Origin of the sequence: Natrialba sp. SSL1 (assembly GCF_001861355.1) — an archaeon.
Taxonomy (GTDB): Archaea; Halobacteriota; Halobacteria; order Halobacteriales; family Natrialbaceae; genus Natrialba.
In genome coordinates this window covers 12,020-38,919 of the sequence record NZ_MASN01000027.1, presented here as the reverse complement: position 1 = coordinate 38,919, position 26,900 = coordinate 12,020, and the positions used below count along the sequence as shown (strand labels likewise).

General features: G+C 58.8%; 27 protein-coding genes. 18 read left to right on the top strand and 9 right to left on the bottom strand.

Annotated elements, in window-relative coordinates:
* Positions 1 to 198 precede the first annotated feature (198 nt).
* Both BBD46_RS06890 and BBD46_RS22585 read left to right on the top strand, forming a co-directional pair.
* Positions 199 to 1,488 (top strand): MFS transporter, encoded by a 1,290-nt coding sequence (locus tag BBD46_RS06890; RefSeq protein WP_171908170.1) that lies wholly within the window; start codon positions 199 to 201, stop codon positions 1,486 to 1,488.
* Between the two features lie 188 nt (positions 1,489 to 1,676).
* A complete protein-coding gene (locus BBD46_RS22585; protein ID WP_171908169.1) occupies positions 1,677 to 1,832 on the top strand; it encodes a hypothetical protein in 156 nt (51 codons plus the stop codon).
* Positions 1,833 to 2,023: 191 nt separating this feature from the next.
* Here BBD46_RS22585 and BBD46_RS06885 read toward each other — a convergent pair whose 3' ends face one another.
* Together BBD46_RS06885 and BBD46_RS06880 are read right to left on the bottom strand one after the other, a co-directional pair.
* Positions 2,024 to 3,268: a S8 family peptidase gene (locus tag BBD46_RS06885; RefSeq protein ID WP_084777701.1), complete on the bottom strand. Its 1,245-nt coding sequence runs from the start codon at positions 3,266 to 3,268 to the stop codon at positions 2,024 to 2,026.
* Positions 3,269 to 3,335: 67 nt separating this feature from the next.
* The gene (locus BBD46_RS06880) at positions 3,336 to 4,133 is read right to left on the bottom strand and encodes a ZIP family metal transporter (RefSeq protein WP_071400995.1); all 798 of its coding nucleotides are present in this window, start codon (positions 4,131 to 4,133) and stop codon (positions 3,336 to 3,338) included.
* Between the two features lie 261 nt (positions 4,134 to 4,394).
* Here BBD46_RS06880 and BBD46_RS06875 point away from each other — a divergent pair, with 261 nt between their 5' ends.
* From BBD46_RS06875 to BBD46_RS06840, 7 genes are all read left to right on the top strand, one after another.
* Positions 4,395 to 4,796, top strand: a complete 402-nt coding sequence (locus BBD46_RS06875; RefSeq protein ID WP_071400994.1) for a helix-turn-helix domain-containing protein — start codon at positions 4,395 to 4,397, stop codon at positions 4,794 to 4,796.
* 270 nt (positions 4,797 to 5,066) lie between these two features.
* Complete coding sequence (locus tag BBD46_RS06870; RefSeq protein ID WP_071400993.1) at positions 5,067 to 6,191, top strand: MBL fold metallo-hydrolase; 1,125 nt, start codon at positions 5,067 to 5,069, stop codon at positions 6,189 to 6,191.
* Between the two features lie 129 nt (positions 6,192 to 6,320).
* Positions 6,321 to 8,093, top strand: coding sequence for a dihydrolipoyl dehydrogenase (locus BBD46_RS06865; RefSeq protein ID WP_071400992.1), 1,773 nt, complete (start codon positions 6,321 to 6,323; stop codon positions 8,091 to 8,093).
* Between the two features lie 91 nt (positions 8,094 to 8,184).
* The gene (locus BBD46_RS06860; protein WP_071400991.1) at positions 8,185 to 8,415 is read left to right on the top strand and encodes a hypothetical protein; all 231 of its coding nucleotides are present in this window, start codon (positions 8,185 to 8,187) and stop codon (positions 8,413 to 8,415) included.
* Positions 8,416 to 8,502: 87 nt separating this feature from the next.
* Positions 8,503 to 8,943 carry a universal stress protein gene (locus BBD46_RS06855; protein ID WP_071400990.1) on the top strand — a complete coding sequence of 147 codons (441 nt, stop codon included), beginning with the start codon at positions 8,503 to 8,505 and terminating at the stop codon, positions 8,941 to 8,943.
* A 475-nt stretch (positions 8,944 to 9,418) separates the two neighbouring features.
* On the top strand, positions 9,419 to 9,925 hold the full coding sequence (locus tag BBD46_RS06850; protein ID WP_071400989.1) for a type II toxin-antitoxin system antitoxin SocA domain-containing protein: 507 nt from the start codon (positions 9,419 to 9,421) through the stop codon (positions 9,923 to 9,925).
* 384 nt (positions 9,926 to 10,309) lie between these two features.
* The gene (locus BBD46_RS06840) at positions 10,310 to 11,563 is read left to right on the top strand and encodes a hypothetical protein (RefSeq protein WP_071400987.1); all 1,254 of its coding nucleotides are present in this window, start codon (positions 10,310 to 10,312) and stop codon (positions 11,561 to 11,563) included.
* A gap of 2 nt (positions 11,564 to 11,565) precedes the next feature.
* On the opposite strand, the gene BBD46_RS06835 is transcribed toward BBD46_RS06840, so the two are convergent.
* Positions 11,566 to 12,255, bottom strand: a complete 690-nt coding sequence (locus BBD46_RS06835) for a hypothetical protein (protein WP_071400986.1) — start codon at positions 12,253 to 12,255, stop codon at positions 11,566 to 11,568.
* A gap of 310 nt (positions 12,256 to 12,565) precedes the next feature.
* On the opposite strand from BBD46_RS06835, the gene BBD46_RS06830 reads away from it, so the two are divergent.
* Together BBD46_RS06830 and BBD46_RS06825 are read left to right on the top strand one after the other, a co-directional pair.
* Entirely contained in the window at positions 12,566 to 13,096 is a 531-nt protein-coding gene (locus tag BBD46_RS06830) for a hypothetical protein (RefSeq protein ID WP_071400985.1), read from the top strand.
* Positions 13,097 to 13,191: 95 nt separating this feature from the next.
* A complete protein-coding gene (locus BBD46_RS06825) occupies positions 13,192 to 13,650 on the top strand; it encodes a hypothetical protein (RefSeq protein WP_071400984.1) in 459 nt (152 codons plus the stop codon).
* Positions 13,651 to 13,965: 315 nt separating this feature from the next.
* Here BBD46_RS06825 and BBD46_RS06820 read toward each other — a convergent pair whose 3' ends face one another.
* Positions 13,966 to 14,232 carry a PhiH1 repressor gene (locus BBD46_RS06820; RefSeq protein WP_394326820.1) on the bottom strand — a complete coding sequence of 89 codons (267 nt, stop codon included), beginning with the start codon at positions 14,230 to 14,232 and terminating at the stop codon, positions 13,966 to 13,968.
* Positions 14,233 to 14,689: 457 nt separating this feature from the next.
* Here BBD46_RS06820 and BBD46_RS06810 point away from each other — a divergent pair, with 457 nt between their 5' ends.
* The 4 genes from BBD46_RS06810 (at position 14,690) to BBD46_RS06795 (ending at position 18,443) form a co-directional block, all read left to right on the top strand.
* On the top strand, positions 14,690 to 15,442 hold the full coding sequence (locus BBD46_RS06810) for a zinc ribbon domain-containing protein (protein ID WP_071400981.1): 753 nt from the start codon (positions 14,690 to 14,692) through the stop codon (positions 15,440 to 15,442).
* Positions 15,443 to 15,838: 396 nt separating this feature from the next.
* The gene (locus tag BBD46_RS06805; RefSeq protein ID WP_071400980.1) at positions 15,839 to 16,813 is read left to right on the top strand and encodes a hypothetical protein; all 975 of its coding nucleotides are present in this window, start codon (positions 15,839 to 15,841) and stop codon (positions 16,811 to 16,813) included.
* A 514-nt stretch (positions 16,814 to 17,327) separates the two neighbouring features.
* Positions 17,328 to 17,894, top strand: a complete 567-nt coding sequence (locus tag BBD46_RS06800) for a DoxX family protein (protein ID WP_071400979.1) — start codon at positions 17,328 to 17,330, stop codon at positions 17,892 to 17,894.
* Positions 17,895 to 18,167: 273 nt separating this feature from the next.
* A complete protein-coding gene (locus BBD46_RS06795) occupies positions 18,168 to 18,443 on the top strand; it encodes a hypothetical protein (protein ID WP_071400978.1) in 276 nt (91 codons plus the stop codon).
* A gap of 239 nt (positions 18,444 to 18,682) precedes the next feature.
* Here the strand turns inward: BBD46_RS06795 and BBD46_RS06790 are convergent, their stop codons facing one another.
* On the bottom strand, positions 18,683 to 19,795 hold the full coding sequence (locus BBD46_RS06790) for a glycosyltransferase (protein WP_071400977.1): 1,113 nt from the start codon (positions 19,793 to 19,795) through the stop codon (positions 18,683 to 18,685).
* Positions 19,796 to 19,827: 32 nt separating this feature from the next.
* Positions 19,828 to 20,319 carry a hypothetical protein gene (locus tag BBD46_RS06785; RefSeq protein WP_071400976.1) on the bottom strand — a complete coding sequence of 164 codons (492 nt, stop codon included), beginning with the start codon at positions 20,317 to 20,319 and terminating at the stop codon, positions 19,828 to 19,830.
* A gap of 139 nt (positions 20,320 to 20,458) precedes the next feature.
* Between BBD46_RS06785 and BBD46_RS22580 the strand changes: the two genes are divergently transcribed.
* The 3 genes from BBD46_RS22580 to BBD46_RS06775 all read left to right on the top strand — a co-directional run bounded on the left by BBD46_RS22580 (position 20,459) and on the right by BBD46_RS06775 (position 24,311).
* The gene (locus BBD46_RS22580) at positions 20,459 to 20,626 is read left to right on the top strand and encodes a hypothetical protein (protein ID WP_171908168.1); all 168 of its coding nucleotides are present in this window, start codon (positions 20,459 to 20,461) and stop codon (positions 20,624 to 20,626) included.
* A gap of 96 nt (positions 20,627 to 20,722) precedes the next feature.
* Entirely contained in the window at positions 20,723 to 21,358 is a 636-nt protein-coding gene (locus BBD46_RS06780; RefSeq protein WP_071400975.1) for a phosphoribosyltransferase, read from the top strand.
* Positions 21,359 to 21,782: 424 nt separating this feature from the next.
* Positions 21,783 to 24,311 carry an MEDS domain-containing protein gene (locus tag BBD46_RS06775; protein WP_071400974.1) on the top strand — a complete coding sequence of 843 codons (2,529 nt, stop codon included), beginning with the start codon at positions 21,783 to 21,785 and terminating at the stop codon, positions 24,309 to 24,311.
* Positions 24,312 to 24,335: 24 nt separating this feature from the next.
* Here BBD46_RS06775 and BBD46_RS06770 read toward each other — a convergent pair whose 3' ends face one another.
* From BBD46_RS06770 to BBD46_RS06760, 3 genes are all read right to left on the bottom strand, one after another.
* Positions 24,336 to 25,241, bottom strand: a complete 906-nt coding sequence (locus BBD46_RS06770; protein ID WP_071400973.1) for a formyltransferase family protein — start codon at positions 25,239 to 25,241, stop codon at positions 24,336 to 24,338.
* A gap of 330 nt (positions 25,242 to 25,571) precedes the next feature.
* A complete protein-coding gene (locus BBD46_RS06765) occupies positions 25,572 to 26,219 on the bottom strand; it encodes a universal stress protein (RefSeq protein WP_071400972.1) in 648 nt (215 codons plus the stop codon).
* Positions 26,220 to 26,466: 247 nt separating this feature from the next.
* On the bottom strand, positions 26,467 to 26,748 hold the full coding sequence (locus tag BBD46_RS06760) for a PadR family transcriptional regulator (protein ID WP_071400971.1): 282 nt from the start codon (positions 26,746 to 26,748) through the stop codon (positions 26,467 to 26,469).
* Positions 26,749 to 26,900 lie beyond the last annotated feature (152 nt).

The window sequence follows — 26,900 nt, the reverse complement described above, 5'->3', positions numbered from 1 at the left end:
AGAGGGTAGGCAGAGGAGACAGTCGTACTCGAGTACCTGAGCAACCGGCAGCCGAGCAATCGAGCAGCCAGACAACCGGTAACGCAGCACCCGAACACCCAAACAGCCGAGCAGCCGAACGCGCGAAAGCGGTAAGATGGGAAGCAAAACCAGCAACTATGATCGCACAGCCGAGTTTCTCAGTACAGACTGCTCTTAATGACGTTTCTCTCACTACTGAGACAGGAAGTATCTGGACTCTGGGGCGGCGGCAAAGGAATCGCACTCGTCGCAGTCGCCGTCGGCTGGGGGCTGTTGAACGGGACACGGATGATCTACCCCGTTATTATTCCACATCTCGAGGACGCATACGGCCTGAGCCTCGCAGTCTCCGGACTGTTGGTGACGGTGCTGTGGTTCTTCGCGGCGATCGGACAACTGCCGGGCGGCATGCTCGCCGACCGATACAGCGAGGGAAAGCTCATGGCAGTCGGCACAGCCGTCGTCGCACTCGCGCTCGGGGTTATCGTCTCTTCGTCCTCAGCACTCGCTCTGTTTCTCGCGACGGCACTCTGGGGACTCGGACACTCGCTGTACCCGATTGCGAGAATAACGTTCCTCTCGAATCTCTATCCGGGACGGCTCGGAAGCGCACTCGGCGTCACCATGGCGACGGGCGATATCGGGCAGACAGTGCTCCCACCGATCGCGACGCTGCTCGCCGCAGCCATCGCGTGGCAGGCAGGGCTCGGGTTCGTCGCCCCGCTGCTCCTTCTTGCCGGCCTCGCCGTCCTCGCCACCTCGGTCACGACAGCGACACGCTCGAGCCGACCGGAACGGGACACAGCCGAGGCCGCCGGTCGTTCCGATGCCGACGCTACTGCCGAGGGCGACTCGAGTAGCCAGTCGCTCAGCGACCTGCTCGATGTCGTCGCGGAGCTTCGACGGCCAGCGATGGGACTCATGACGGGGATTCTGTTCCTCTATATGTTCATCTGGCAGTCGTTCACCGCGTTCTATCCGACCTATCTGACGAGGACGAAGGAGATCTCGCCAACGACAGCGAGCGTGCTGTTTGGCTTTTTCTTCGCGGTGGGGGTCCTCGTCAAACCTGCGGCTGGCGCGGCGTACGACCGGATTGGAATGCGAATCGCGCTGATCAGCATTCTAACGCCAGCCGTGGCTGGCTTTCTCCTGTTGCCGTTCGTCGACAGCGTCTGGCTGCTCGTCGGGATTACAGCGTTGATCAGCACGATGCTCGGGACCGGGGCGGTCACCCAGTCCTATCTCGCAGACTCGTTCTCCAAAGAGATGCAGGGCTCCGGACTCGGCGTCGTCCGGACGGTCTCTGCGTCGCTCGCCGCCGCAGGACCCGTCATCTTCGGCGTGATCGGCGATTACGGCTACTTCGATCAGGGCTACATCGCGCTGGCCGTGATCATGGCAGTCGTGATCGCACTCACGTTCTGGATGCCCAGTGAAACAGACGCTGCGGCCGCCCCCCGTTGACAGTAACCCTATCCGAACCGTTCCGCCGGGAAGAACGTCAGAGTTCCCGTATCATTGGGCGTATGATATTTGCTGGTCTCGCACAGAATAATGGGTCTCGAACGCCACTCCAGCGGGATTTCAGTTTCACTCCGGTTGGAGAGGATATATACCACTCACGCTGGTAGAGGGAGCTATCACCCGCTCGCATGCTCTCTACATATTTCGGCCATCTGGTCGCTGCCGTTCGAGACGATAACACGATCTACGAGTGTCGACACTGCGGTGTTTCCATCGATGACGACGAGGGGACGACGTGCCCAGCGTGCGGATCAACGGAAGTCGCACAGTACGAACTCGAGTAGATGCCGCGCTCGGGTGAACGGGAGTCCCCACTGAATCGGTCTACGGACCGATCACGTTGCTCACAGCGATCGGACGGGAACCGATCGCCGATGAGCGAGCGATGGGAAGCGGTAGTCGGACGGTGACACTCGAGACGGAGAGTCCACCAAAGAAGCAAACCGAGATTCCACGGGCGCTGAGCTAGCGCTGTTTACAGTCTGTGCACCGTGTTCAGGGCGTTGATTCGACCAGCACCGAACTCCGGGCTGCTGCGTCCTGGGACGAGTTCGGCACCGTGTGCGATCGCGTTCTCGACCTGGTTCGTGTGTGCATCTGGCTCGAGTTCCCGGACGAGTCCGACCAGTCCCGCAACCTGTGGGGCAGCCATCGACGTGCCGGCCTTCCAGCCGTAGGTCCCATCTGGTTCGGTCGAGAAGACGAGATCATCGGGGATGACAGTTTCTTCTTCCACTCCCCGGCCACCGCCGGGTGCACCGACCTCGATCTCGCTCGTCCCGTAGTTCGAGTAGAACGAGAGGTTGTCCTCCGGACCGCTCGCCGAAATCGTCATCACACCCTGGACGGTTCCCGGCAGGTAGAACAGCCCACCCCGCTGAAGGTCGGTCTCGGCGTTGCCAGCAGAGACCGTCGACACCGTCCCACGACGGGCGACGTCTTGCATCACGTTCTGGACGGCGACTCGAGTACCGTCGCTGTTGGCCTCGGATGGGAACGGACCCGCACCGAGGCTATAGTTTGCGACATCCGCGCCGATCTCGGCGGTGTAGTCGGCTGCGGCGAGAATATCTGCGAACGTACTGCTGTCTTCGCCGAGAACGCGAACGGAGACGAGTTCGGCGTCAGGTGCGGTTCCGGTGACCCCCTCTGCACCGGTTGCGGCTGCGGTGCCGGCGACGTGCGTGCCGTGATCGCCGGTGTCGCCGATGTGGTCGTCCTTTTCGCCGCCGTCGACGAACGAGACGCTCAACTCCTCGTTAAAGTTGCCAGTCAGATCCGGATGCGTGCCGTCGACGCCAGTGTCGGCGATGACGATTCGCGTACCTGCACCGGTCGCGTAGTCGTGAGCGTCGAAGGTGTCCGTGATCTCCTTGTCCCACTGATTCTCGGTGTAGTCGGCGTCGTCAGTCGTCTGTGGCTCCACCTCGGAAACCGGCCCGTCGTGTTCGACTTCAAAATTCTCCGTGACCCCACTGACGCCCGAAACGGAACGCAGGTCGTCCGCAGCGCCGTCATCGGCCGAGACAATGAAGACGGATCCGTTCGCGAGTTCCCGTGTGATCGTCGCGCCCGCGTTCTCGAGGCGCGAGCGCCCTCCCCCAGTGACGACGTACGTCGACGACGACTGTGCGCTGCCAGTTCCGATCATCCCGAGCGTCAGGCCCGTTGCTGTGATTCCCCGTAGTACCCGTCGGCGTGTCTTTCGTTGGTATGCCATACCACCTCATCCGTAAGCAATCGTGTATTATAATATCCGATGGTTGTCTCAGGAATTGAGAACGACATCAGATCGCTGCGAGTGGCACCATAAGCAAGAGACCGAGGATGGCCCCAGCGGCGAGTTCTGGCTTCCCACCGCGTGGCAATCGCTCGCCGATCGAGAGCGCCTCCGGAACGAATTCGGTGAGGACCAGATAGATCATCGCACCCGCAGCAAACCCGAACCCAATCGCGAGAAACCCCCGTGCCGTCTGAACGAACGCGAACGCCATAACCGCGCCCACTGGCTGGGGGAGACTCGAGAAGACCGCCCACCAGACGAGTTTCCAGTTGGCGACACCCATTGATCGCAGCGGGATGGAGATCGCCGTTCCCTCGGGGACGTTGTGAATCGAAATCGCGACTGTCATGAAAACAGCCAACAACGGCACGGAAAACCCGAGAATCGAAAACCCACCCTCGAGTCCGAGGTCGGCAAACGCGACACCGACCGCGACTCCCTCGGGAAAGCTGTGCACCGTCAACACCCCGAGGATGAGCACGAGTTTGGTGAAATCAGCCTGCTCGTACTCGCGCGGATCAATCTCGGCGTCGAGCAGCACGTCTCGCGCGATGACGACCAGGATCACGCCCGCCCCCATACCGAGGGTGATCTCGAGGACGGTTCCCTCGGCTAACCCCTCATCGAGGAGACCAAAAACAGACGCCGAGAGCATGATTCCCGACGAAAACCCCCAGAGGAGAACGGTTCGGCGGTCGCTGATCTCGTCGAAAAAGAAAAACGGGAGTGCACCGAGGCCGGTGGCGAGCGCCGTCACGAGTCCAGCGAAAAAGACCAGCGCGAGCTGTTCGACCAACACCATCTGGACAGTATCTATCGGCGGACACCATCAAAGTACCAGTGCCGGCGTAGTGGCTGTGCGGTCGTCGCTTCAGACGGGTGGACGGTGGGCCGTGGACGACAGCAACCGGATCCAACAGGAGTCGGTAGTGGCCGTCTCCGCCCATGCAGTCTGTTCAGGACTCCCACCAGGAGCGACACGGCTCGTCAGGCTCTGCAAAGCGAGATTGCACAATACTCACACAACCCTTATACGCACACGAGCCATAGACGTGTTATCAACATGTCCAACTCACTCTCTGAACAACTCCAGCAGGATATGCAGTGTGAAGGGCTGTTAGAGTGTATTCACGGCCTGAAGCAACTGGACAAGGACTGCTTTCGTGCGATGGTCGAAAGCGAAGAACCCCTGACGATCGACGAAGTCGCAGAGCGCGTCGACCGCGAACGATCGACTGCCTACCGCTCGATCCAGCGCCTGCTACAGAGTGGCTTCATCCAGAAGGAACAGATCAACTACGACCAGGGTGGCTACTACCACGTCTACTACCCAACCGACCCGGACCAGATTGCAAGCGACATGCAGCGGATGCTGAACGACTGGTACGCCAAGATGGGCCAACTCATCCAGGAGTTCGAAGACAAGTACGACGAAACGAGCGCCGACGTTCCAGCACAGAGCTGAGTCGGGACAGCACAGCGACGCGACAACTCGCTACGGCGAAGTGCGACACGGACGACGCGGACGCTAATTTCAGGCAGTCGTTCAGGAGTGTGACAACGAGGCGAACTTCTATTCGAGTACCCTCTCGCCACACCCCTTCGTCTCCCGTCGGGTAGTCGTCCAGACACCGTCGCTCTTCGCTGTAGGACGATTCGTACGTGCGCTACGACGGAACAGGTGAGTCACCTGACCAGTATATTTAATAACGGCCGAGTGATTATATTGGGTAGAATGAGCAATACTACTATCAGCCCAGCCGACGTCTCGCGGCGTCTCCAGACCGACGACTCCGCGCCGCTGTTCGTCCTCGACGTCAGGAACGAGGCCGAGTACGGCGAGTGGCAAATCGAGAAGAGCACCAACCTCCCGATCTACGACGAGTTACTCGAGTACGATTACTCGACACTCGAGTCGCACGTAGACGAGTTGCCCGAAGAGACGGAGATTGCGGTGATGTGTGTCGCGGGGATAACGTCGGCTCGAGCGGCGGAGTTCCTTCGGACGCACGGCTTCGACGCGAAGTCGGTCGCAGACGGGATGAACGGCTGGGGTCGCGTCCATCGCCAGTACGAGGTCGACGATGTGGACGGTGTCGTCCAGATCGTTCGCCCAGGGACGGGTTGTGTCTCGTATCTCGTCCACGATGACGGAGAAGCCGTCGTTGTCGATCCGAGCCAGTACATCGACGAGTATCTGAGCGCGGCCGACGAACGCGGGCTAGAGATTGTCGGTATTGCGGACACCCACGCCCACGCAGACCACGTTTCCGGTGCCCGCCGGCTCGCCGGCGAACTCGACGTGCCGTACTATCTCCACGAGGCTGATACAGGCGCACTCGACAGCGTTACGGAGCTCGTGGATGGAGAGTCGATTGCCATCGGCGAACGCGATCTGGACGTGATCTACACGCCAGGGCACACGCCAGGCAGTGTTTCCTTCGAGTTCGGCGATGCGTTGCTCAGCGGCGACACGCTATTCCTCCGCAGCGTCGGCCGGCCGGACCTCGAAGACAGTGCGGAGGATGCCGTCCGAACGGCCGCGAGCCAGTTGTTCGACAGCCTAGAGCGCGTGACGAAACTCGACGACGAACGAGTCGTGCTGCCCGGGCACTTCAGCGACGAGTCGATCAGACCACTGGCGACCGATCTCGGTGATTTGCGAGCCGAAACGACGAACCAACTCCTGAGTTACGTCGAAGCCGGCGACGAGGAGGCGTTCGTCGAGACGATCGTCGACAGTCTGGCCGACGAACCGGCGAACTACAACGAGATCAAGCAGATCAACTGGGGCAACGAACAACCCGGTAGCGATGTCGAGGAACTCGAACTCGGACCGAACAACTGCGCTGCGAACTGATAGGAGCTCTTCTCGATCCCTGTCGCTGCGTTCGATCGGCGAGTATCTCAGTTTCCGATGCTCGATACTCTCACCCGCCGGTACTCGAGTGCCTGTGAGTTTGATTTGGCTGGGCAGTGTCCAAGTTGTATGCGAACGGACACGGGAGTCGAAACTGAATCAGAGGCAACGTCAGTGACGAAATCAAAGACGGAGACGTCGGCAGAATCAGAACCACAGACGGTCGACTTTCTCGTCATCGGCTCCGGCTCCGGCCTCGATGTCGCGAGCGTCGCAGCGAATCAGGGTCAGTCCGTCGCCGTCGTCGAAAAGGGACCGCTCGGCGGCACCTGCCTCAATCGCGGCTGTATCCCCTCGAAGAAACTGCTGTACCATGCCGAGGTGCTGACCACCATCGAGCGCGCCGATGAGTTCGGCATCCACGCCGACGTCACCGACATCGAGTTCGCCGAGATCGTTCGCGACGTGACCGACGACGTGTCAGGGAGCGCCGACTCGATCGAGCAGGGGCTCCGGTCCTCGAGGCAGCACACCCTTCTCGAGGGCGAGGGGCGCTTCGTCGACGACCGGACGGTAGAACTCGTCAGCGGCCCCGACAGCGGTGTGCGAGTGCGCGGGGAGACCGTCCTCATCGCGGCCGGAACGCGGCCGGCGATTCCAGCTATCGAGGGAATCGACGACGTGGAGTATCTGACCAGTACGGAGGCGTTGCAACTCGAGACGCCGCCGGACGATCTGGTCATCATCGGTGGCGGCTACATCGCAGTCGAACTGGCACACTTCTTCGGGACGTTCGGAAGCAATGTGTCGATCATCGGCCGGCGACCGCGGTTGCTCCCCCAGGCAGACGAGGAGGTTGGGGATGCCGTCACCGAGCAATACGCCGACCGGTTCGACGTGTACACGGGCTACGAGGCGGTCGGTGCCTCGCAGGCCGGAGAGGGCCAGACCGGGGAGGGGATAACTGTCGACGCGCGACCGTACCCGCCGGCGTGGGACGATCCTGACGGCCGAGATGCGCTCACGGTGAGCGGCGAGACGCTCCTCGTCGCAGCGGGACGCCGGCCGAACACGGACACGCTGAATCTGGACGCAACGGGTGTCGAAACCGACGAGCAGGGGTTCGTCGCAACCGACGAGTACCTTCGGACGACGGCAGAGGGAATCTGGGCGCTCGGTGACATCGTCGGCGAGTATCTGTTGAAACATAACGCGAACCACGAGGCACAGGCCGTGGCACGAAACCTGTTCGGCGACGAGTTGGAACCGGTCGACTACACGGCGATGCCGTTCGCGGTGTTCGGCTCCCCGGAAGTCGCCGGCGTCGGGATGCGAGAACAGGAGTTGCGCGAGGCGGAACGGCCGTATGCGACGGCGACGTACCAGTACGGGGACACGGCGCGCGGACAGGCGATGCACGCCGAAGGGTTCGTCAAGGTCCTCATCGAGCCACGCGGCGAGATTCTCGGCTGTCACATCGTCGGCCCCGATGCGCCGACGCTCATCGAGGAGGTCGTGGTCGCGATGAAAGCGGGCACCGGAACCGTCTGGGACATTCGAGAGTCAGTGCACGTCCACCCCGCGCTGTCGGAAGTCGTCGACCGCGCGTTTTCGGGACCGTTTACTCGGCACGGGCCCGACGGGGCAGGTCATCAACACGGAGACGGGCACGGGCACGACGATGAACACGGCCACGATCACGGACATGACCATAACCACGACCACCAGCAGGATCAACAGACGCACCAGCACCAGCATGACCATGGGCATGAACACGACCACAAACACGGACACGGACACGACCACCAGCACGACGACCACCACCAGCACGAGGGTGAGCGCAACCACGATGACGAGCATAGTCACGAGCACAACCGCGACCGCAATCCCGATGAAACGTAAACAGACCACAGCAACAGACCACAGCAGCGGTCGTAACCCGTCCCAAAGCTAGATACTCGTCGCTCCCATACCAACCACGATACGAACAAACGTGGACTCCGATTCAGCATCCCGACGATCTCTTCTCGGACTCGCGGGCGTCGCCAGTCTCTGCTGTCTCGGCACCGGCACCGCCGCACTGGCCGGCGGTACGGCTGGTGGACTCGGACTCGCCGCCGGCTTCGGGCAACTCGCCGCGACGGGCATAACACTCGCCGTCGCCGGTCTTGTGCTTCGGTTCGCCACGACCTGCTCACCGGTGCGTAGCTGTCGAGACGAGTAGTCTGCTCTCGCCGACAGGAGCACAACCCAGCAGCGCCCCATCGAAACAACACTGGCATTGATATGCCACGCGGCCGTCAGCACCGGTATGTACACCGTTTTGCTCCCCGTCGACGAAACCGAACCGCGAGTACAGGCCCAACTCGACGCCATCCTCTCCCGCCCCGGCGTTCCAGACGAGATTGCAGTCCACGTTCTCTACGTCCGCAAGGAACTCGAGTTCGCCGACACCGAGGTCCAGATCGGCGAGATCAAATTCGACTACGAGGACGTCGACCAGCTACCGGAGACAGTTTCGACGGCACTCGAGTCCTGTCGCGATGCTGGCGTCGAGACGCGGGTCCATAGCGCGACTGGGAGTCCGCCGCCGGCGATTCTGGACGTTGCGGAGCAGGTGGAGGCTGACGAGTTGGTGCTTGGATCGCGAAAGCAGTCGCCGGTCGGGAAGGTGATTTTCGGGAGTGTGACGCAGGCGGTGATTCTGGACAGCGATCGGCCGGTGACGGTGGTTTCGGCGGCCGAAAACTGAGGTACTTACTCTAGGGTTGTGTTCAGAGAAGGTGATGTGTTGTCCCCAAGGTGGTCCGTGATTGTGTGTGTTGTTCGAGCTTGTTTATAGTAGGGACGGCTGTAGTATCGAGGATTGAGGGGGACGTACATGCGATCTGGCAGCCGAAATTTCGAATCAGTTGGGTTTGTAGATGTGCCGGGTACTCGAGTTGAGAAGAGACACGCATTTTGAGACGGGGATTGTGGCTGAGGCCAAGGTTACAAATCAACCGCCCCGCCTCCGCACTGTCCTCAAGAGGGCAGCGCAAAAATTACAGCGTCCCTGTCCCGCTTTCGCACAGCAGGATTCCAGGTGAAGCACACGAAACGGGGGTGAGATCAAATCGTACTTTTAATCACGAGATGTTCGAATCGTCATTTGAATGAATCTATATCTCTGAGGAGGGGAACAATTTTGTCTGCCGGGTGAATACCATCAACACCAGAGACCCATCATGGCACAGATAGATACCATAGATCGCCAGAAAGACCTCGCTTTCATTCTCCTCCACCATGCGGACTCTGTTGAAGGGGTGACACGGCTTCAGAAGTTGTTTTTCTTAATCCAAGAGGAAACTGAGTTTTCTGACATCCACGAGAAGGCTACGTTCGAGTTTGAGGCTTACGATTACGGGCCTTTCTCCGAGGAAATCTACAACGCTATCGAGTTCCTCTTGGCAGTGGATGCTATTGAGATGGTCTCACCCGATTCAGAGGTTGACGAGATACGGGATAATGAAGATCAAAGCCAGTATTCAGGGAAACAATTCGTGATGACTGAGAAGGGTCACAAAATAACCAAGAAACTAGAGGAAGCCATGGATGACAGTGTTGAATCTGAGATAGACGAAATAATCGAGGAATACTCTAATCTCGAACTCGACGAACTTCTTGAATACGTCTACAATCAGTACCCTGAATACACCAAAAACTCGAAAATTAAGGACGAAGTCTTGGACTGAGGATGTATTGGCCAGAGAAGTACCAGCTAGGGATTGTAGCAGAATATCTTGAAAAGGAAGGGTTTGAGTTTATGACGGAGTCGCGTCTTTACTCTATTCCAATCGATATTCTGGGAACCAATGGTAAAGAGACAGTATCAGTCGAACTGAAGACTAAAGATTTTAAGCGAGGAATTCAACAAGCTGAGAGGAACCAGACTCTTGTTAATTACTCATACCTCTCCGTTTGGGAGGAATATGCCACCGAGGACCTTGTCAGCCGAATTGAGCAGTGCGACATCGGTCTGTTATCTGTGAGTGATCAAGTGAAATGTTTATCAACTCCCAATAAGAATGAGACTAGTGACCACGCAACCTCCCGGATAAACGAATATATACTACGTGATGTTCGAAAATAGTCTCCATTACAATCATCCCGGTGAAGGCCCCTCAGTAGATCGATCCTCTGAGTATATCGACTCACTCATCATCCCGGCTCACTTCGCCATAGAACACGCAGAGCAGGTTTCAGGTCGTGTTTCAAATCTGGAGCAAGAATATTACATCAATCCTTACCTGCCAACTTTTCGAGAAGGGGATAACTTCCTCGAAGACTCCGGGAATCTGAAACAATGGAGTCACAGATTGGTGGATTTCTATGAAGATATCGTAGTTAGTAAAATACAGGAGGAAGGTAATCTACGTTATCAAGATCTTAGCCGTGAGAATCAAAGGAATGTCGTGGAAACGACTGTGGATTTCCAACTGGAGATTCTTGACGAGCATGCTGATTCAACACTCAAGAGGTACTCGCTATCGGATGCTGAATACGATTTGCTCCCAAAAGCGGTTATACCGTGGTACGTGAAACTCTCTACTGAGAAAGACCTCGAATACAACAAGCAGATCATCTCAGATACGGTTGAATATACAGATCATCCAGTAAAGCCGTGCATCTTTATGAAACGGCGTTTGGTAACTGACGTGAACTTCAGAGAAGGACTCGCTAACTACCTTGGTGATGCTCCAATCAATGAGGTCTTCCTCTGGATTGAAGGCCTCGATAAGAGAGAATCCAGTAGAGGTCACTATGTAAGCACAGTAGACTTGGTCAGTCGAATCTCCGACCAAGATGTTGCACCGCATTTTTTCTACGGAAGCTATTTCTCTAACCTGCTCTCGATATTTGGACTTCAGGGAACTGGGTTCGGTATCAATTACAGCGAGTCAGCATCAGAGAAGCTGAAATCACAGGACGGAGGAGGTGGTGGAGCCTCCCGCTACTACTTCGAACCAATCAAAGAATTCGTAGGTATCGCTGAGGCGGTTCAATTGGGAGAAGATCACACCGAACCGTGTGACTGCAGAGTTTGTAGAGACTGGATGGAAGGTTGGAAAGATATCTATGCGGTTGCAGATGAGCAGAAGCGTCTTGCTCAGCACTATGCCGCAATCAGAGAGAAGCAGCAGGATGATGTAGAAAAGAAATCACTACAAGATCTACTAGAAGAACTTGAGGAGAGGCAAGACACCTTTGGAGAGGCACTGGGAGAATCCGAATCAGTCGCCACCGCGGACCATCTGGAAGAATGGAGGGAGGGAGTGAAAATCTACGTCAAAAAAGTCGAAAACTGTTCAATAACTGAATTCAACCCCTAATATCATTCTTCATCCTCATCCTCATCTTCATCTGCTATATCAATATTAATCGTAGCGTCCCCGTTCTCTATATCCTCTGAAAGCGATTCGCTTACCCGTTCAAACAGCGTGTCCAAAGTCCCCGCATCAAGTTCGATCTCTCCAGATCTAATCACTGCCTCAAGTTCATCTTCAGTCAGTGGCTCACCTGATTCGAATTTTTCGAGGAGCACCTCAAGTTCCGGCTTCTTCCTCTTGACTGAGATTTCAACCGTGACTTCATCAACGAGATATCCCTTTTCCTCCTCTGCCCCTTCGATACCAGTCTCGAGCATGGAATCCACCGGTTCGTTGGTATCCTCAATTCCCAATATAAAGAACGAGATAGCGTCTGAAATACCATTTTGGAACATAGTGGACTCAACAAACTCTCGGAAAGCTTCCCCCGAAAGCTCGTCACTATTATTTGACAATCCACTTATGCCTTCATAGGTAGAGAAAACCTGTTCTCGATCGTTCCTATCCAAGTGGTGTAGTAAAATACTGAAATCTAAGATTGCATCTTTGATTCGGCTTCTAATTCTGTATCTGGCATCTCTTTCAGACTGTTCACTCTGATATTCTTTTTCGCCTTTGAGGAATTTTCTGTCGTCTGGTGTCAGTACACCCCTATCTCTTTCGTCGTCGGGAATGATTGGTGTCTCGGGTGCCATAGTCTATTTTCGGCTATGCCATCTTCTTGTGGGGCCACGGTGTTAACAATTACGCCCTACTGGCTCGTCAAATCAGACTATCTTCCACAAAAGAACTAAGTACACCCCACCCTAGTGGATAGCTAGCGGCGTGGGAGTCAAGAACCGCGTCGTCGGCTGACCCGTTTGCACCCGCAACAGGTTGGCGCCCAGCCGGGTGCCGGGTCAAAATGCCAGCCGACGCAGGCAACAGACGGCACTGTTGCCCGAACAGTCGCTTGTTCGGGCCGGGGTGTCTTGAACGTTGTCCTGCTCGGAAACCAGCTCAACTATGACCCAAGCAATCACAGAGGTTTCAGACCTCACGGACAAGCGGCGCGAACTCCTGAAGGCCGCAGTGGCCAAGCAGGACGAACTATCGGATGAGTTCGCTCGAAGTCAGCTCAACGCTGTCCTCTACTACGAGGACATGTCGAGCGTCATCGAGGCGGATGACTCCGAGGAGGAGGCCACGCTTCAGACCACCACAAACCTCCTCAACAAGATCACAGACGAGGATGGCTACCTAGTGAAAGTGAGCCAAGGCGGCGGTTCAGCGTTCGTTCTCGACCGCAACGCCGATGAGGACGCTGGGGAGAAGGTCACTGGTGTTTCTCCCGCGGATCTGCGCGAGATGGCGGATCAAGTTCTCGACCGCAACAGCGTGACAGCCGACCTCAGCGATGTCGACTTCGGCAACTGGCAAGAGGTCATCCGAGTCGTGAACAACGCTGTCAAGAAGCGCATCCTGATGGTGAAGGCGGAACCGAACAGATACCGCCTCACCGAACGCGGCATCGAAGCGATTCGCAACTCTACGTAGGCGGCCTAACCCCGTCTCGTAGACGCTTACTCAAAGCGGCGAATTGTCATGTTTCCTGAAAAAGCTAGATACCTCTGGAGATATGCTGTCTCTCTATGGTTCAGGTTAGTTGGTCCGAGTCGGAAAACACTCTAAAAGAAATTAGCCCTGCCGATGGTCCAGGGCCACTTACCGATGACATTGGGATTCTCGAGTTGAGGGCCGCACTTTCGGAGGTAGACTATGTTGATGAAGAAATTATCTCAGGAGCTGTCGCCGCTCGATATTCGGGTCAGTTCTCTTCAGCAGAGTGTAGGGTGACTGCAGACAGCTATGAAGATGGTGAGGACACAATAACGACGATTGCTTTTGTTGAACTCGACAATCCCCAGGACCGGCAAGATAGACTATCGTGTGAAGATTGTGACCTCGAAGGAGAGAACCCTGAAATTCAATTAAGACAGGAGAACGAATGGGTATACGAGGATTTACTCTGCCCTAACTGTCAAAGGATTCTCCATACCGAACTGATTCGAATGCCCTCAGAAAATGAGACTTTGGAGTCCAAACCGTAGCTCATAGGGACTCAATAGCTAAGCACTCTTCTTTCTTGCCCACTGCTGGGATTTCAACGAGCACTGGCCGAAATAGTGCTCGCAGAACGTATCCCAGTCCTCCCATCCTTGGGGTTACACATCGACAGAATCCATTTCCTGAATATGCACACGAGCGCGGGTTGACCGTGTGTATAACTGAAACCTGTGCGCAAGGACCCCAGAGCAATTGTTCAGTTCATGTTTCACGCCAACTATACATTAGACTGTCACTGCGAGGATTGGAAAGTTGGGGGCTGTGTTCACCATCCGATAACTGCGTTCTGAGAAGAGATTCTACTCAGAATCTGCAACCGACTCGAGTTCGTTCGCGTCGAGGTCCTCATCGAGATACGCTTCCCCACTGTCGGTGATTCGATAGAGCCCTCTAGAGATTTTCGTGACGAGCCCATACTGAGCTAGCACGGGGAGACGATCACTTGCGTGCCCGGCAACGGGACCTCCAAAATCCTCAACAGCCTGTGGCGTGAGGTTTCCTTCCTCTCGAAGCAACTCAAGTATTCGATCATCACTGGGGACCATCCAATCCGCAGGCTGTCGCATCTTACGTACGGTATTCACTGTTAAACTCATAGTATTCCCGGTTACATGGAGTTAATGCTATACCCACAGCATTCATTCTTCGTAAGCCAGCATCTACTGCGCAATTCTCAGTAAATATTATGTGCCTAGCGTTACAAGATGTGGATTAGAAGCCAGGTCTGTACGGGCATGAAAACTGCCCGGCGTGCCCCCACACGCCGGACTTGGCTTCCGATCCCTGCACGGGTTCAAGAAGCCATGAAGAACGAGCAACCGAGGGGCAATGAACATTGCCCACTAGACGATGGTATAGCTGGCCAGCAGACAGGCCACGAGAACAGCGCAGACGCACCTGCCACCCGCCCACCGACAGAGTTCCCCGCAGCAATACCCACCCGCGACCCCGCCACCCACTACGACACGATTCACGTCGCGGGCGACGACGCAATCTGCTTCGAGCCGACGGACAGTGATCGCGATGCCTAACGAGCGCACCGCGATCGGCGTCGATATCGGCGAACACAACCTCTACACCGCCTGTCCGGTGACCATGCCGGACTGGACCGGCGCGTACGTGATCAGCGGCGACGATGTCTGTATCCACCTCGACGAGCTCCGCGCACAGACCGCCGCCCACCTCGCCAGCGAGGCCGATCGAGACACGATCGTCTCGGCTATCACAGCCCACCACGCCGCGATCCACACCACGATCGACGCCGCGGCGCGGACGATCTGCGAGTACGCAACCGCCTACGACGACCCCGTCCTCGTAACCGAGGATAGCAACCACGAACCCGATCTCTGGACGTGGCTGACCGACCCCGACGCACACCGCGGGACCGCGTGGCTGCTCCCGGCGGCCCACCGCCGACTCCGCGCCGTCGCTGCCGAGTACCGCCTCGAGGTCGCGACGGTTCCCGAATCGTACTCCTCGCTGGAGTGTCACGCCTGCGGCGTCATCGGTGAGCGGGTGCGAAACCGGACAGTCTGCTGTACGAACCCCGACTGCCACGTCGGCGGCGTCTACGCCGATTGCAACGCCGCGAAGGTGCTCGCCCAGCGGTACTATCCCGGCCAGCGCTGCGCCTATCGCCCGACCCGTTCAGGTTCGCCGGACGACCGACACACTGCGCCGGACGAACGACACGCCGCATCGCCCGATCAACACGCTGGACCGGATGGGCGACACGCGATGGTAGCCGACGGTGGCCGACGCGAGCACGATGGGTAGTCGCCACCATTACGATCTTCACTATCACCACCGTCGCCACTGTCACCGCCATCGCCACTGTCGCCACCGCAACCACTGCCGACCCGGCACCAAACGGGCTCGCAGTGAGACCGCCAAGCCACAGTGGTACCGGCAAACCGCAGTGACGCTGTCAAACCGCACGACACCGTCAAACCGCGGTGGCACCGGCAGTACCAACACCCGGCCGCGGGTTCGACCACCCATTTTCGCCGACCGGTGTCCACACCAATCGCATCGATCGACGGGACAGCACCGGCTCCCAGCGACACACCGCCGACCCACGACACAGCATCGACCGACAGCACACCACCCACCTGCAGCGACACAGCGCCGACTCTCGGTTACACGCGCCGAACACACCACCCCACACCAGACATGAGTACACAACACCAGCACTCCGACGCAAACGCACTGCACGCACTGACTGCCGAACTCGAAGCCCTGCGCGAGCGGGTGACCACCCTCGAGGACGAACTCGAGAAGAAAGACACGCGACTCGAGACGCTCGAGACGGCACTCGACCGAGCGCGGACGACAAACGACCGGCTCCGGACTCGTATCGACGACCTCGAAGACGCACAGCCGCCCGTCGAGGCGCGACTGGACGCCCACGCGAAGAAACTCGCCGCGAACAAAGCGCGCATCACCGAACTCCAGGCCCGCGAACTCGAGAAGGGTGCCCATCTGCTCGAAACGCACGTCGACGAAACCGAGGTCGACGTCGCCGATGACCGTCTCGAGCGCATCTGCAAGGACGACGGCAGACAGTACTTCCGACTCCCCGAGAGCGATGACCCGCTCGGGCGTGGCGGTAACGTCGCGCTCGCACACGGTGATCTCCTGCCGATTCAGCAACTCGCGACCATGGACGACGATATGCTCCACGCGACGGTCTCCTCGCTGCCGTCGCGACTTGCGGCGCGGCTCTGGAAGGCACGGACTGACCCGGGCGTTGGCGACAACCCCTGGGAGAACGGCTGTGCCGGCGTTCGCGAATACGTCACGGCGAGCGAGATGAAACACTGGATCCGCAGACAGGAGACGGGCATTAGCGAGAGCTACGCGAAGAAACTCGTCTCCAGGACGATCGACGCCCTGCTCGATCTCTCGAAGCATCGGCTCGCGATCAGACGGAAGCGCCAGCGCAAGAACGGACTCGAGTACACCGAACGACGCGTGCTCCTGATGGCGGATGCGGAGATTCCTGGCGACAGTTCCGGCGAGAGGACAGTGACAGGAAGAGGGACTGGGATTGGAATTGGAACTGAAACTGGCGCAGAAACAGGAACAGAAACAGAAACAGAGACCGCGAAACGGGCTAGTCCGGCGACAACTGCTGTCGACAGGTGAGACTGTCCCCGGGTTGCTCACACCCTCCTGAGAAGGAGTGCACTCTCTACAGCGAAGAAGCCACACCCCACGACGATCAGCACTGCCACGCGATGGCGGGTGGATGCGCGTCTCGGTACTTGCAAGGCTGTCGCTCGATCGGTCGTCGTCGGTCCAGAACCACCGACGAACCGAGAGCGGTCACCGAGGACGGCAGGTGTCACCGGACACTCGCAACGAGTTGGGAAACTGGCCGAGCTGCTGACGGCAACACGCGAGTGCGGAGCGTGATACGACCAGGTCAGTGACTGGAATCACCGGCAACACACGACAACGATTGTATCAGTCGGCATCAAATGGGTGTTCCCGGACGAAATGTATCCGGTTCGTCCGGTAGTAGCCCGCGGGAGCCGGCGTCGAAAACGGCCGTCGATGGAGGTACCTACAACGCCACTATATAAACACCCCCTCAAATAAAGGAAAATCACTCACCCGTATTCCGCCCCTCTGTACAAATACAAGAGGTCAATCGATCATGTCCACTACTACTCGAAACAGACTCGAAAGCCGGTATGGAGGAATCACGCTCGAAGGACAACCCCACGCGCTGTCAGCGTGGTTCATCGTCGCCCTGCGGTTCGTGATGGGCGGAATGATACTGTTCGCCGGACTCGGCAAGTTCGCGTTCATCAGCGGTGAGGCGTTCGACGCCAGCGGCTTCTTGCTCCACGGCGTCGACCCGGCCAGCCCAGTTAGCGGCCTCTTCGCCGCGATGGCCGGCAACGCCGCCCTGCTCGAGATTATCAACGTCGTCGTCCCGGTCACCCAGGTGCTGATCGGCGTCGCGCTGATCACCGGTGCGTTCGTCCGCCTGGCCGCCCTCGGCGGGGCCATGCAGATGACGATGTTCTACCTCGGCGGGTGGGAGGGCCAGTGGCTCGCAGCGTTCGACTACACGCTGATCTACGCCATCGTCTTCCTGGCCATCGCGGCCTTCGGTGCCGGCCGGATCCTCGGCCTCGACCGCTACATCGAACAGATCGACGTCGGTGGGCAGGCGCTCGTCGAGCGCTTCCCAGCGCTTCGATACATCCTTGGCTAACTCCGATTCTTTTTCCAGGGTTCTCGTTCTAGAAACCGGGAGAACCGGACAGCGGACAGCCGTCACACGCAACACGTCTTCTCGGCGGCCAACAGTGAATCGATCGTTGCTTCCAACCCGTTTCTCTGCCCTGGGCTACCGCTGTCACAGACAGAACTGGAACGCCTGCGATCCAGTGAGCAACGACTGACTGCCCCTTCGGTTCCGAAACCACCGTCGGAACACGAGTTTCTGACCGGAACAAAGACAGTGTCCGTCTGTGTCGTGGCACGTATGGCACAAACCGTCGATGAACTTCGAAATGAGATCAGGGTAGCTGTCGGTCGATTTGAGCGAGCGCGATCGGCAGCGTTTACGAAAGAGGACCTCGCTGCAGTGTGTGATGCAGTGGGGTACGAGATTGAGACGAGCGGCCGTTTGCCTCCGAAAGCAGAAATGAGAGCAGGAGTCCTGTGGAAGGTGGGTGTTACAGAAGAAGCGACCCCGGAGACGGCACCGTCATCGTTCCGAAAGGACGAACTGGAAGCGATCGTGGCAGCCGTTCAGTAGGTGGTTCGGCAGGAGAACCGGCGAGCGATCCGTTCGCAGGGGTGGAGCCGAACGGTCACTGTCTCCGAAATATGATAAACGAAGCCGTCGGGCTGCAGTGCTGCGGTACGTTTTGTACACGAATCGAAACACACACCCGTTACACCTCGTTCCGTCTCGGTTTGCCTTGCTCCACCCCGTTCAGTCGACCTGCTCCGCAGTCACCGTCGAATCGTCGTACACCAACTCAGTACGCCGAGTCACGCTGACGCGAGCTCGTCGTACAGTGTCTGCAGTTGCGCCAGCGAATGCGTCACCGAAATCATCTCCCGACGACGCAAACAGAGATCGCGCAGTCGCTTCCGCTCGGCGAGCGTCCGGTCGATCGCCTCCCGGAGCGCAACCGTCTCGCCCGGCGGGTAGTGATACCCCGTCTCGCCGTCCAACACCGTCCGCGTCAGCGCGCCCGCCGCCGCGGCGACGACCGGCGTTCCACAGGCGTTCGCCTCCAGCGCCACGAGCCCCTGGGTCTCCAACCGCCCCGGAAAGACGAACACGTCGAGCGCCGAGTAAAACGCCGGTAACTCCTCGCGATCGAGAAAGCCGAGAAAGGTGACGTCGCACTCGAGTGCATCGGCCTGCGCCTCGAGCGCAGGTCGGGAGGGGCCGTCGCCAGCGATGACGACCGTCAGGTCCGTCTCGGCGGCCGCATCGATCAGTTCCGAGAGATATTTTTCCGGACTGTGGCGGCCCGTGTAGCCGACGATGGGAGCGCTGTCGTCGATGTCGTAGGTGTCGATGAACGAGGACGGATCGACCGGCCGGAACGTCGTCGTGTCGATGCCGTTGGGGACGATTTCGATGGGCGTCTCCGGCCGTATTCGCTCGCGAATCTCACGACGAGCGACGGCCGTCGGTGCGGTGATGAGATCGACTGCGTCGTAGAACTGGCGCTCGTAGGCGAGACAGCCGTCCTCGAGTCGCGAAACGGGAACGATATCGGGGACTCGCTGTTCGATGCGATCGGCGAGGATGGTGTGATACGTGGCGACGACGGGGACGTCCGCCCGTGTTCCGAACCGGAGGCCGGCCAGTCCAAGAGTGAACGGGGAGTGGACGTGGACGATGTCCGGCGTCGGAAGATCCGTGGGGACCACCGGCAGCCCGAGCCTGTACTGGCGGTAGATCGGTGCCTGAACGCTTGGGACCGGAAACTCGTCCGAGCGTGGCTCGTAGGTACTCGAGTGGGGGTAGACGACAGACAGGCGGCCGAACCGGTCGTTCCAGCGCGAGCGCCAGAGCGAAATCGTGTAGGTCACGCCGTTGACCGTCGGCAGGTAGGTGTCGGTGAAGGCGGCGACGTTCCGAACCACTGGCGGATCGTTCGACGCCGACCAAGATACGATTACGGTCGCGATTCACGGAACGAGATTCCGTGCGTTCGCAAGAGGGTGCGCATCGTCTCGACGCCGGCGGACGTATCCCAGCCGCTGGCTCGGTAGTGGTCGATCGGATGGCGAATCCAGGAGTGCTCCCAGTGGGCGTACGTCTCGACCGAGGACTCGCCTGCGAAAAACAGCGTCACGTGCAGCTGTTTCTCGGCGAGCAGCGAGTGACGATGGACCCAGCTACCGGCGGATTGGCGGCCGTCTCGGTGGCGCTTCAGCGCCGCGACCGGTTCCGGCCGAAAGGCCATCGACCGAAGGTCAGTACGGAACTGCTCGAGCGATCGATCGACGGTCCCGACGTACTCCGAGGGGTGCATCGTACACTGGACGTAGCCGCCGAACTGCTGTGCAACATCGTGTAGGGCGGGACAGACGCGCCGTCGAAGCGCGGTGAGACGGTCGAGGCGCTCGTGTCGATCGACGTGGTCGGACGGTGCATCACCAGCCATCGAAATCAGTGTCACAGGTAGGCACTCATCCATCAATAGCGTACCGAAATGCGCCGTTTCAGACCAAGAGACTGTCTAGATCGACTGACTCCAACCGGTGAATAGTTTATACATTTCGCTGTGGTCCGTCCAGGATACGATGCCCGCCCGCGACGAGATTCGCGACCGACTGACCGCACTGCGCCGGACGAGAGACGCCTGTGACTACTACGACCCCCGATCGAAGCACCTCGACGGAAAGATAGACGCACTCGAGTGGGTGCTCGCAGAACTCGAGGGGACGGAGTCAGAGGAGAGCGAGCGCTGAGCTGCCGCCGTCCAGTGTCATCGGCCGTTACTGACGTGGGTAGTGATAGACACATACAACCACTGTGGGAACGTAGAGAAGGTGAGAGGAAGAGGGATGTTCACCGATCGAACGGACGCCGGCGAGCAGCTAGGCGCACACCTCGCGGCGGAAGGGGCCGAGGCAGACGTGGTGCTCGGGATTCCACGCGGTGCGCTTCCGGTCGCACGACCGGTCGCAGACGAACTGGGAGCGACGCTCGACGTCGTCGTCGCATCGAAGATTGGCGCACCAGGGAATCCGGAACTGGCACTCGGTGCTGTCGCGAGCGACGGGACCCTGTGGCTCAACGACGATCTCGTCGAGCAGTTGCGGGTTGAAGACGACTACATCGACCGCGAACGGACGCGCGAAGCCGAGGCCGCACGCGAGAAAGTGAACCAGTACCGAGGCGGTAACGGGTCGATACCGGCAGTCGACGGGAAACGGGTGGTCGTCGTCGACGATGGAGTGGCGACCGGTGCGACGGCAATCGCGTGTCTCAGACAGGTCGCCGACGCGGGCGCGACGGCCGTTACCCTGGCGGTGCCGGTTGGCTCGCCGCGGTCGCTCGAGACACTCGAGAACGAAGCGCCGGTAGATTCGGTTATCGCGCTCGAGCGGCCAGCGGATTTCAGCGCCGTTGGACAGTACTACGAGGATTTCCGGCAGGTGAGCGACGAGCGTGCGCGCTCGTATCTCGATGAGCAGTGAGTGGGCGAGCGACCTCAGTGATCAGTGAGTAGACGGTGACACAACAACCGAGGTCGATGAAAGGAACGGAACGTGATCGATAGACTGACAAAAAGAGGATAACAGCCCTATGACTCTATCTTTCACACACGTCTGGGTTCAGAGAACCCGCGTCCTTATTCCGTTGTGTCTGGTACGGAGTCGATACTGACACCCACGGTGATCGTAGCCGAGATGCCACCCGCACGCTTGCCCGTCGCCCGTCACGACGGCGATCATCCGCCGAACAGTGTACCATCGACTGCGACGACACAAAACCACAAGTTCGGGCCTGATACCGACACCCCTCTATCACCGCGACCGGTCGACCGTTTCCTCCGTGAGCGGTCGGCCCCGCTGTGGATGGTGGGCTGTAGGCTGCGATCATCGATCGCTCTCCACTACTATGAGTTATCCGACACAACGTGCTGATGACACTGACAGTCTCGGTTTCGAACGAGAACGCAGCACACGACAGCCGGCAGCGAATCCGATAGCTGAGCCAAACCCACACCAACTCGAGAGCCGCGGGCAACACGAACACCACGGCTCACACGACCACCTCGCTCTCGTCTATGAGTCCGACGACGAGCAGTTCGAGACGGCGCTGCCGTTCATCAAACGAGGACTCGAGCGCGGCGAGAAGTGTCTCTACATCGTCGACGAAACCGACCGGGACGAGATTCTCGACCGGCTGCGTGAGGCAGGCGTCGAAACCGACACTGCGCGCGAAACGGGTGCGCTGACGGTATGGACTGCCGAAGAGTCGTACCTTCGAAACGGGGCGTTCGACGCCGACGAGATGATCGACCTCCTCACCGACCTCATCGACGACGTCACGAGCGAGTACGACGGGCTCCGCATCACGGACGAGATGAGTTGGGCGACCGACGGCGGCTGCCCACACACCGAACTCATCGACTACGAGAACAAGCTCAATCGGCTGCTGCCAGAGACGGATATGATCGCGCTCTGCCAGTACGACCGGGCGCAGTTCCCGGCGGACACCGTCCAGAAGGTCATCAAGACACACCCACACATCGTCTACGACGACATCGCCTGCAAGAATTTCTACTATACGCCACCCGAGGAGTTCTTCGGCCCCGAGCAGCTCAAACGTGAGAACGACCGGATGATGGGGACGCTGCTCGATCGCACCAGGGCGAACAACAGACTGCACGAGAACCAACAGTATCTCGAGCGCCAGAACCGGATCACCGGCGACCCCAACCGCTCGTTCCAAGAGAAACTGCAGTCGCTGTTCGAACTCGGCTGTGACCGGTTCGACCTCGAACTCGGTGCGATGGCCCGCATTGATATCGAGAACGATCAGTTCGAACTCGAGTACGTCAGCGATGACCACGAGCACTTCGAGGCGGGACTCGAGTTAGCGCTCTCTGAAACCTACTGTGCGGCAGCAACCGAGAGCACCAGCAGTTCGGAGGAAAGCACAGCCACTGGAAGTTCGATTGGGGGTGACAGAACTGGAGAGCCAGCGACGGAGTCAACCACGGCTCTGAACGCGACGGGCATCACCGATCCTCGAGCGGAGGGGTACGACGAGAGTCGCATCTACAACGAGTTCGGGATTCGCGCCTATCTCGGCACGCACATCGAGATCCAGGGTGGGACCGACCGAACGTTCTTCTTCGTCTCTAGCGAGGAGCGCGAGAGCGGGTTCAGCAGCGACGAACTGACGTTCCACCAGCTACTCGGTCAATGGGTTACGTTCCAGTTTGAACGCGACAGACGCGAAGACGCCAAGCAGCGCCTCGGCGAAATCGCAGCCGACGCAGACCGGACCTTCGAGGAGAAGTTACAGCGAATGTTCGACCTCGGCTGTGATCGGTTCGATCTCGAGTTCGGTGCGCTCTCACGAATCGATCAGACGACGGAAACGATCGAAATCAAGGCTGCAAGTGACGACCACGAACAGCTCTCACCGGGCACGACGATCCCACTCGCCGAAACCTACTGCAAACTCACGACCGACAGCGAAACCACAATCGGCGTCACCACACCGCAAAACGCCGGCGTCGAAGGGACAATCGCACACGAGACGGTCGGCGTCGAGTCCTATCTCGGCGCGCGGATCGAACTCGAGAACAGCGCCGATCGGACGTTCTTCTTCGTCAGTTCAGACTCACGAGAGCAGCCGTTCACCGACGCCGAGCGGACCTTCCACGAGCTCATGACGCAGTGGGTCGCCTACGAACTCGAGCAACGCCAACGCGAGCACGCACTCGAGGAGTCGAACGAGCGCCTCGAACAGTTCGCCTACGCGGCTAGCCACGACCTGCAGGAACCGCTGCGGATGGTCACAAGTTACCTGCAGCTACTCGAAAGCCGATACGGTGACGAGTTCGACGATGACGGCGAGGAGTTCCTCGCGTACGCTGTCGACGGGGCAGACCGGATGCGCGGGATGATCGACGGCCTTCTGACGTACTCACGGATCGAAACGCGAGGGAATCCTATCGAACCGATCGATCTGGGGCCGGTCGTCGACGACGTCCGCGAGGACCTGCAGCTGTGTATCGAGGAACGTGGAGCCAAGATTTCGACCGGGCGCCTCCCGCGAGTCGAGGGCGACGCCAGTCAGCTCCGACAGGTCTTCCAGAATCTGCTCGAGAACGCGATAACCTACAGTGGCGAGCAGGAGCCACAGATAGAGATCGACTCGAGACGACGTGGTGGAGAGTGGGTGCTCTCGGTTACGGACAACGGGATCGGGATCGACCACGACGATCAAGAGCGCGTGTTCACCGTCTTCGACCGACTACACAGTCGCCACGAGTACGAAGGAACCGGGATAGGCCTTGCGCTGTGTCAGCGGATCGTCGAACGCCACGGCGGAGAGATCTGGGTCGAGTCGGAGCCGGGCGACGGGGCGACGTTTTCGTTCACACTGCCTGCAACAGCCAGACCGGCGTAGTCTCGGGTATGTACAAGTCGGTAGTTATCGGCGAACTGGCCTCGCCCGGTCGATGGCTGGGAGCGAGACTCGCGTGCGAACCTGTCGACGGAGGCGACCGGTAACGTTTTTCGCGAGAATCCGGCCGGCAAACGACGGGCTGCGGCGCATCGACCGCGGGTAAAACGCACCGAGCTGGTCGTCGGGAACAGTGGTCGGCTCAAACGACGGGTCGCACACGCGTTCGATGCCGTCCGGTAACAACTGTATCTGGAGTGAGACGAGTCGGTCGAAAACGTCCCAGAGCGTGTGACAGTCACTGATATCGACCTCGTCGTACGCGATGACCTCTCCACCGTCGATCGACTCGGTGAGTCGCTGCAGTGTCGAACCGGCCGTCGACTGGCCGTCGTGGAAGATCGGTGGTGGCCCCATCCCACGGTACGAGCGGATATCGGCGGGGTGAAAGCTCAAAATGCCGTGTTCAGTTGCGGTGAGAACCGCCCCCTTCAGGAGACCGAACCCGAAGAGGACCAACACATCGCACTGGTCAGCGAGTCGTGACACAACGTCGTCGGGAAACTCGTACCAGCTCCCGTCGCGGCGGGGCTCACACTCGAGATGGGCTGCGTCCTCGAGTTGGTCGATTGCATCGATCGAGTGGCGATGCCAGAGATGCTGGTCATCCCCAAGCCGTCTCGCAAACGCCCGTTCGGCGAGGACCAGTGCCCACGCCTGCTCCTGACGAAGAACGTCGACGAATCGCCGTACGTCTGCGGCTTCGAATCGAGAGTCGTTCCACGACTCTGCTGTACAGTCTTCTTTCTCGGCGTTCGTGACCACGACCGAAATTTCTGCGTCGGTCTGTGTCTGTACCCGGTCGAGTGCACGAACCTGCCACTCGTAGAGGAACGGATCCGCCAGAACACCGATCGTTGTCCGCTCGGGCATTGGTATCCGTGTTGCAGACGCAGCCACACTTAGTTACCAATGGCGTTCACGCCTGGTCAGTGTCCAGAAAGCCAGCAATACGGGATAACTCAGCTAAATCGTAGCTTCGGCCGGCGATGACACTACTGCCCGGTGATGCCCTCGTGTAGCTAGCAGTGCGGATTCGACAGGACCACCGGTCGTCACGTGATCGGCAGGGGAACAGCAACCACTCACCGAACAGACGTGAGGGGGGATACGACCACTCACCGAACGATACTCGGGAAACAACCCATTACCGAACGATCATCGGCGGCAACCTATTACCGAACGATCATCGGCGGCAACCCATCACCGAACAATCGTCACCGGAACAGACGCACGGCGTGACACCGTATTTGCAACACTCCCGAGAAGCAACTTCTCAACGCGCGAGCGGCCGTGGCTCCCCATAACGATCCCGTCGACCGCCTCATCACGTTCGTACTCGAGTATCGCTCGCGCTGGCTGGCCAAAGGTGACTGCCGTTTCGATCGACCGATCGCGCTCCGCCGCGAGAGTAGTCGCGCGCTCGAAGACCGCCTCGGAGTTGTCGTGCCACGCTGACTGCTCACCACTGAACTCGAGTGGTGCATCTGTGGGAACAGTTGCGACGTGGAGAACGGTAAGGCGTGCGTTCGGGTGGTGGTCGAACGCATATGAGAGGGTGTCCTCGAGAAGTGGTGTTTCGTCGAGGGGGACGAGGATGTGATCACGGTCGGGTTCGGGATCGGTGTCGTGATTGTGGGGTGGGTGGTGGTTGTGGCCGTGGTCGTTGTCGAGGTTATGGCCGGTGTCAGTGTCGCGATCGTTGTCGTTGTCGGGATTCTGGCCGGTGTCAGTGTCGTGATCGTTGTTGTTATTGTTGTTAGGGTTGTGGCTGGTGTCAGTATCGTGGTCGGTATTGCTGTTGTGACCGGTGTCAGTACCGTGGTCGTGGCCATTGTGAGAGTCGCCCATACAGATGAGAACGCGCGTGAAAAGCATAAACCGGTGCCCCCAGTTCCGCTATCACGGCTACCATCGACACAACTGAGCCGCTCAAATTCCGAAATAGAGAGAGTTGTTGCGGGCAGTCACGGGACAAATTGCCCGAATTGAGGGCGAAGCCGGGCTGGTCCCAGCGAACGAACTGGCAAGGCCAGAAGAAAGCGTACCCTACGGGAGTGCGCTGACGGGTGCAAGCAGTGCTGAACCGGTTGGCCGATCAGACCAGATCCGAAACGTACTGCTCCTCCCAGTCACGCCGATCTTCGAGTTCGCGACGGCCGCGACGCGTAACGCTGTAGACGTTCGTCCGTCGGTCAGCCGTCCCTTTCTCGATGAGACCCTTGTCGACGAGCGTATCCAGGTTCGGGTAGAGTCGGCCGTGGTGGATTTCGCTCTCGTAGTAGTTCTCGAGTTCTTCTTTGATTGCGAGGCCGTGTGGTTCATCGAGACCTGCAGCGACGTACAGGAGGTCACGCTGGAACCCAGTTAGGTCATACATACAATTCGGTATGGAACTAGATATAATAAATATAGTGGAAACAGAACGACGAGAAAGAGGATTTGCCCACCGAAACCCAGTCTCGACCCAGTTCCGTATTCGGTGCAACAAGACCAATGCAAGAACGACATACCTGCATGACAGAGCAGGTA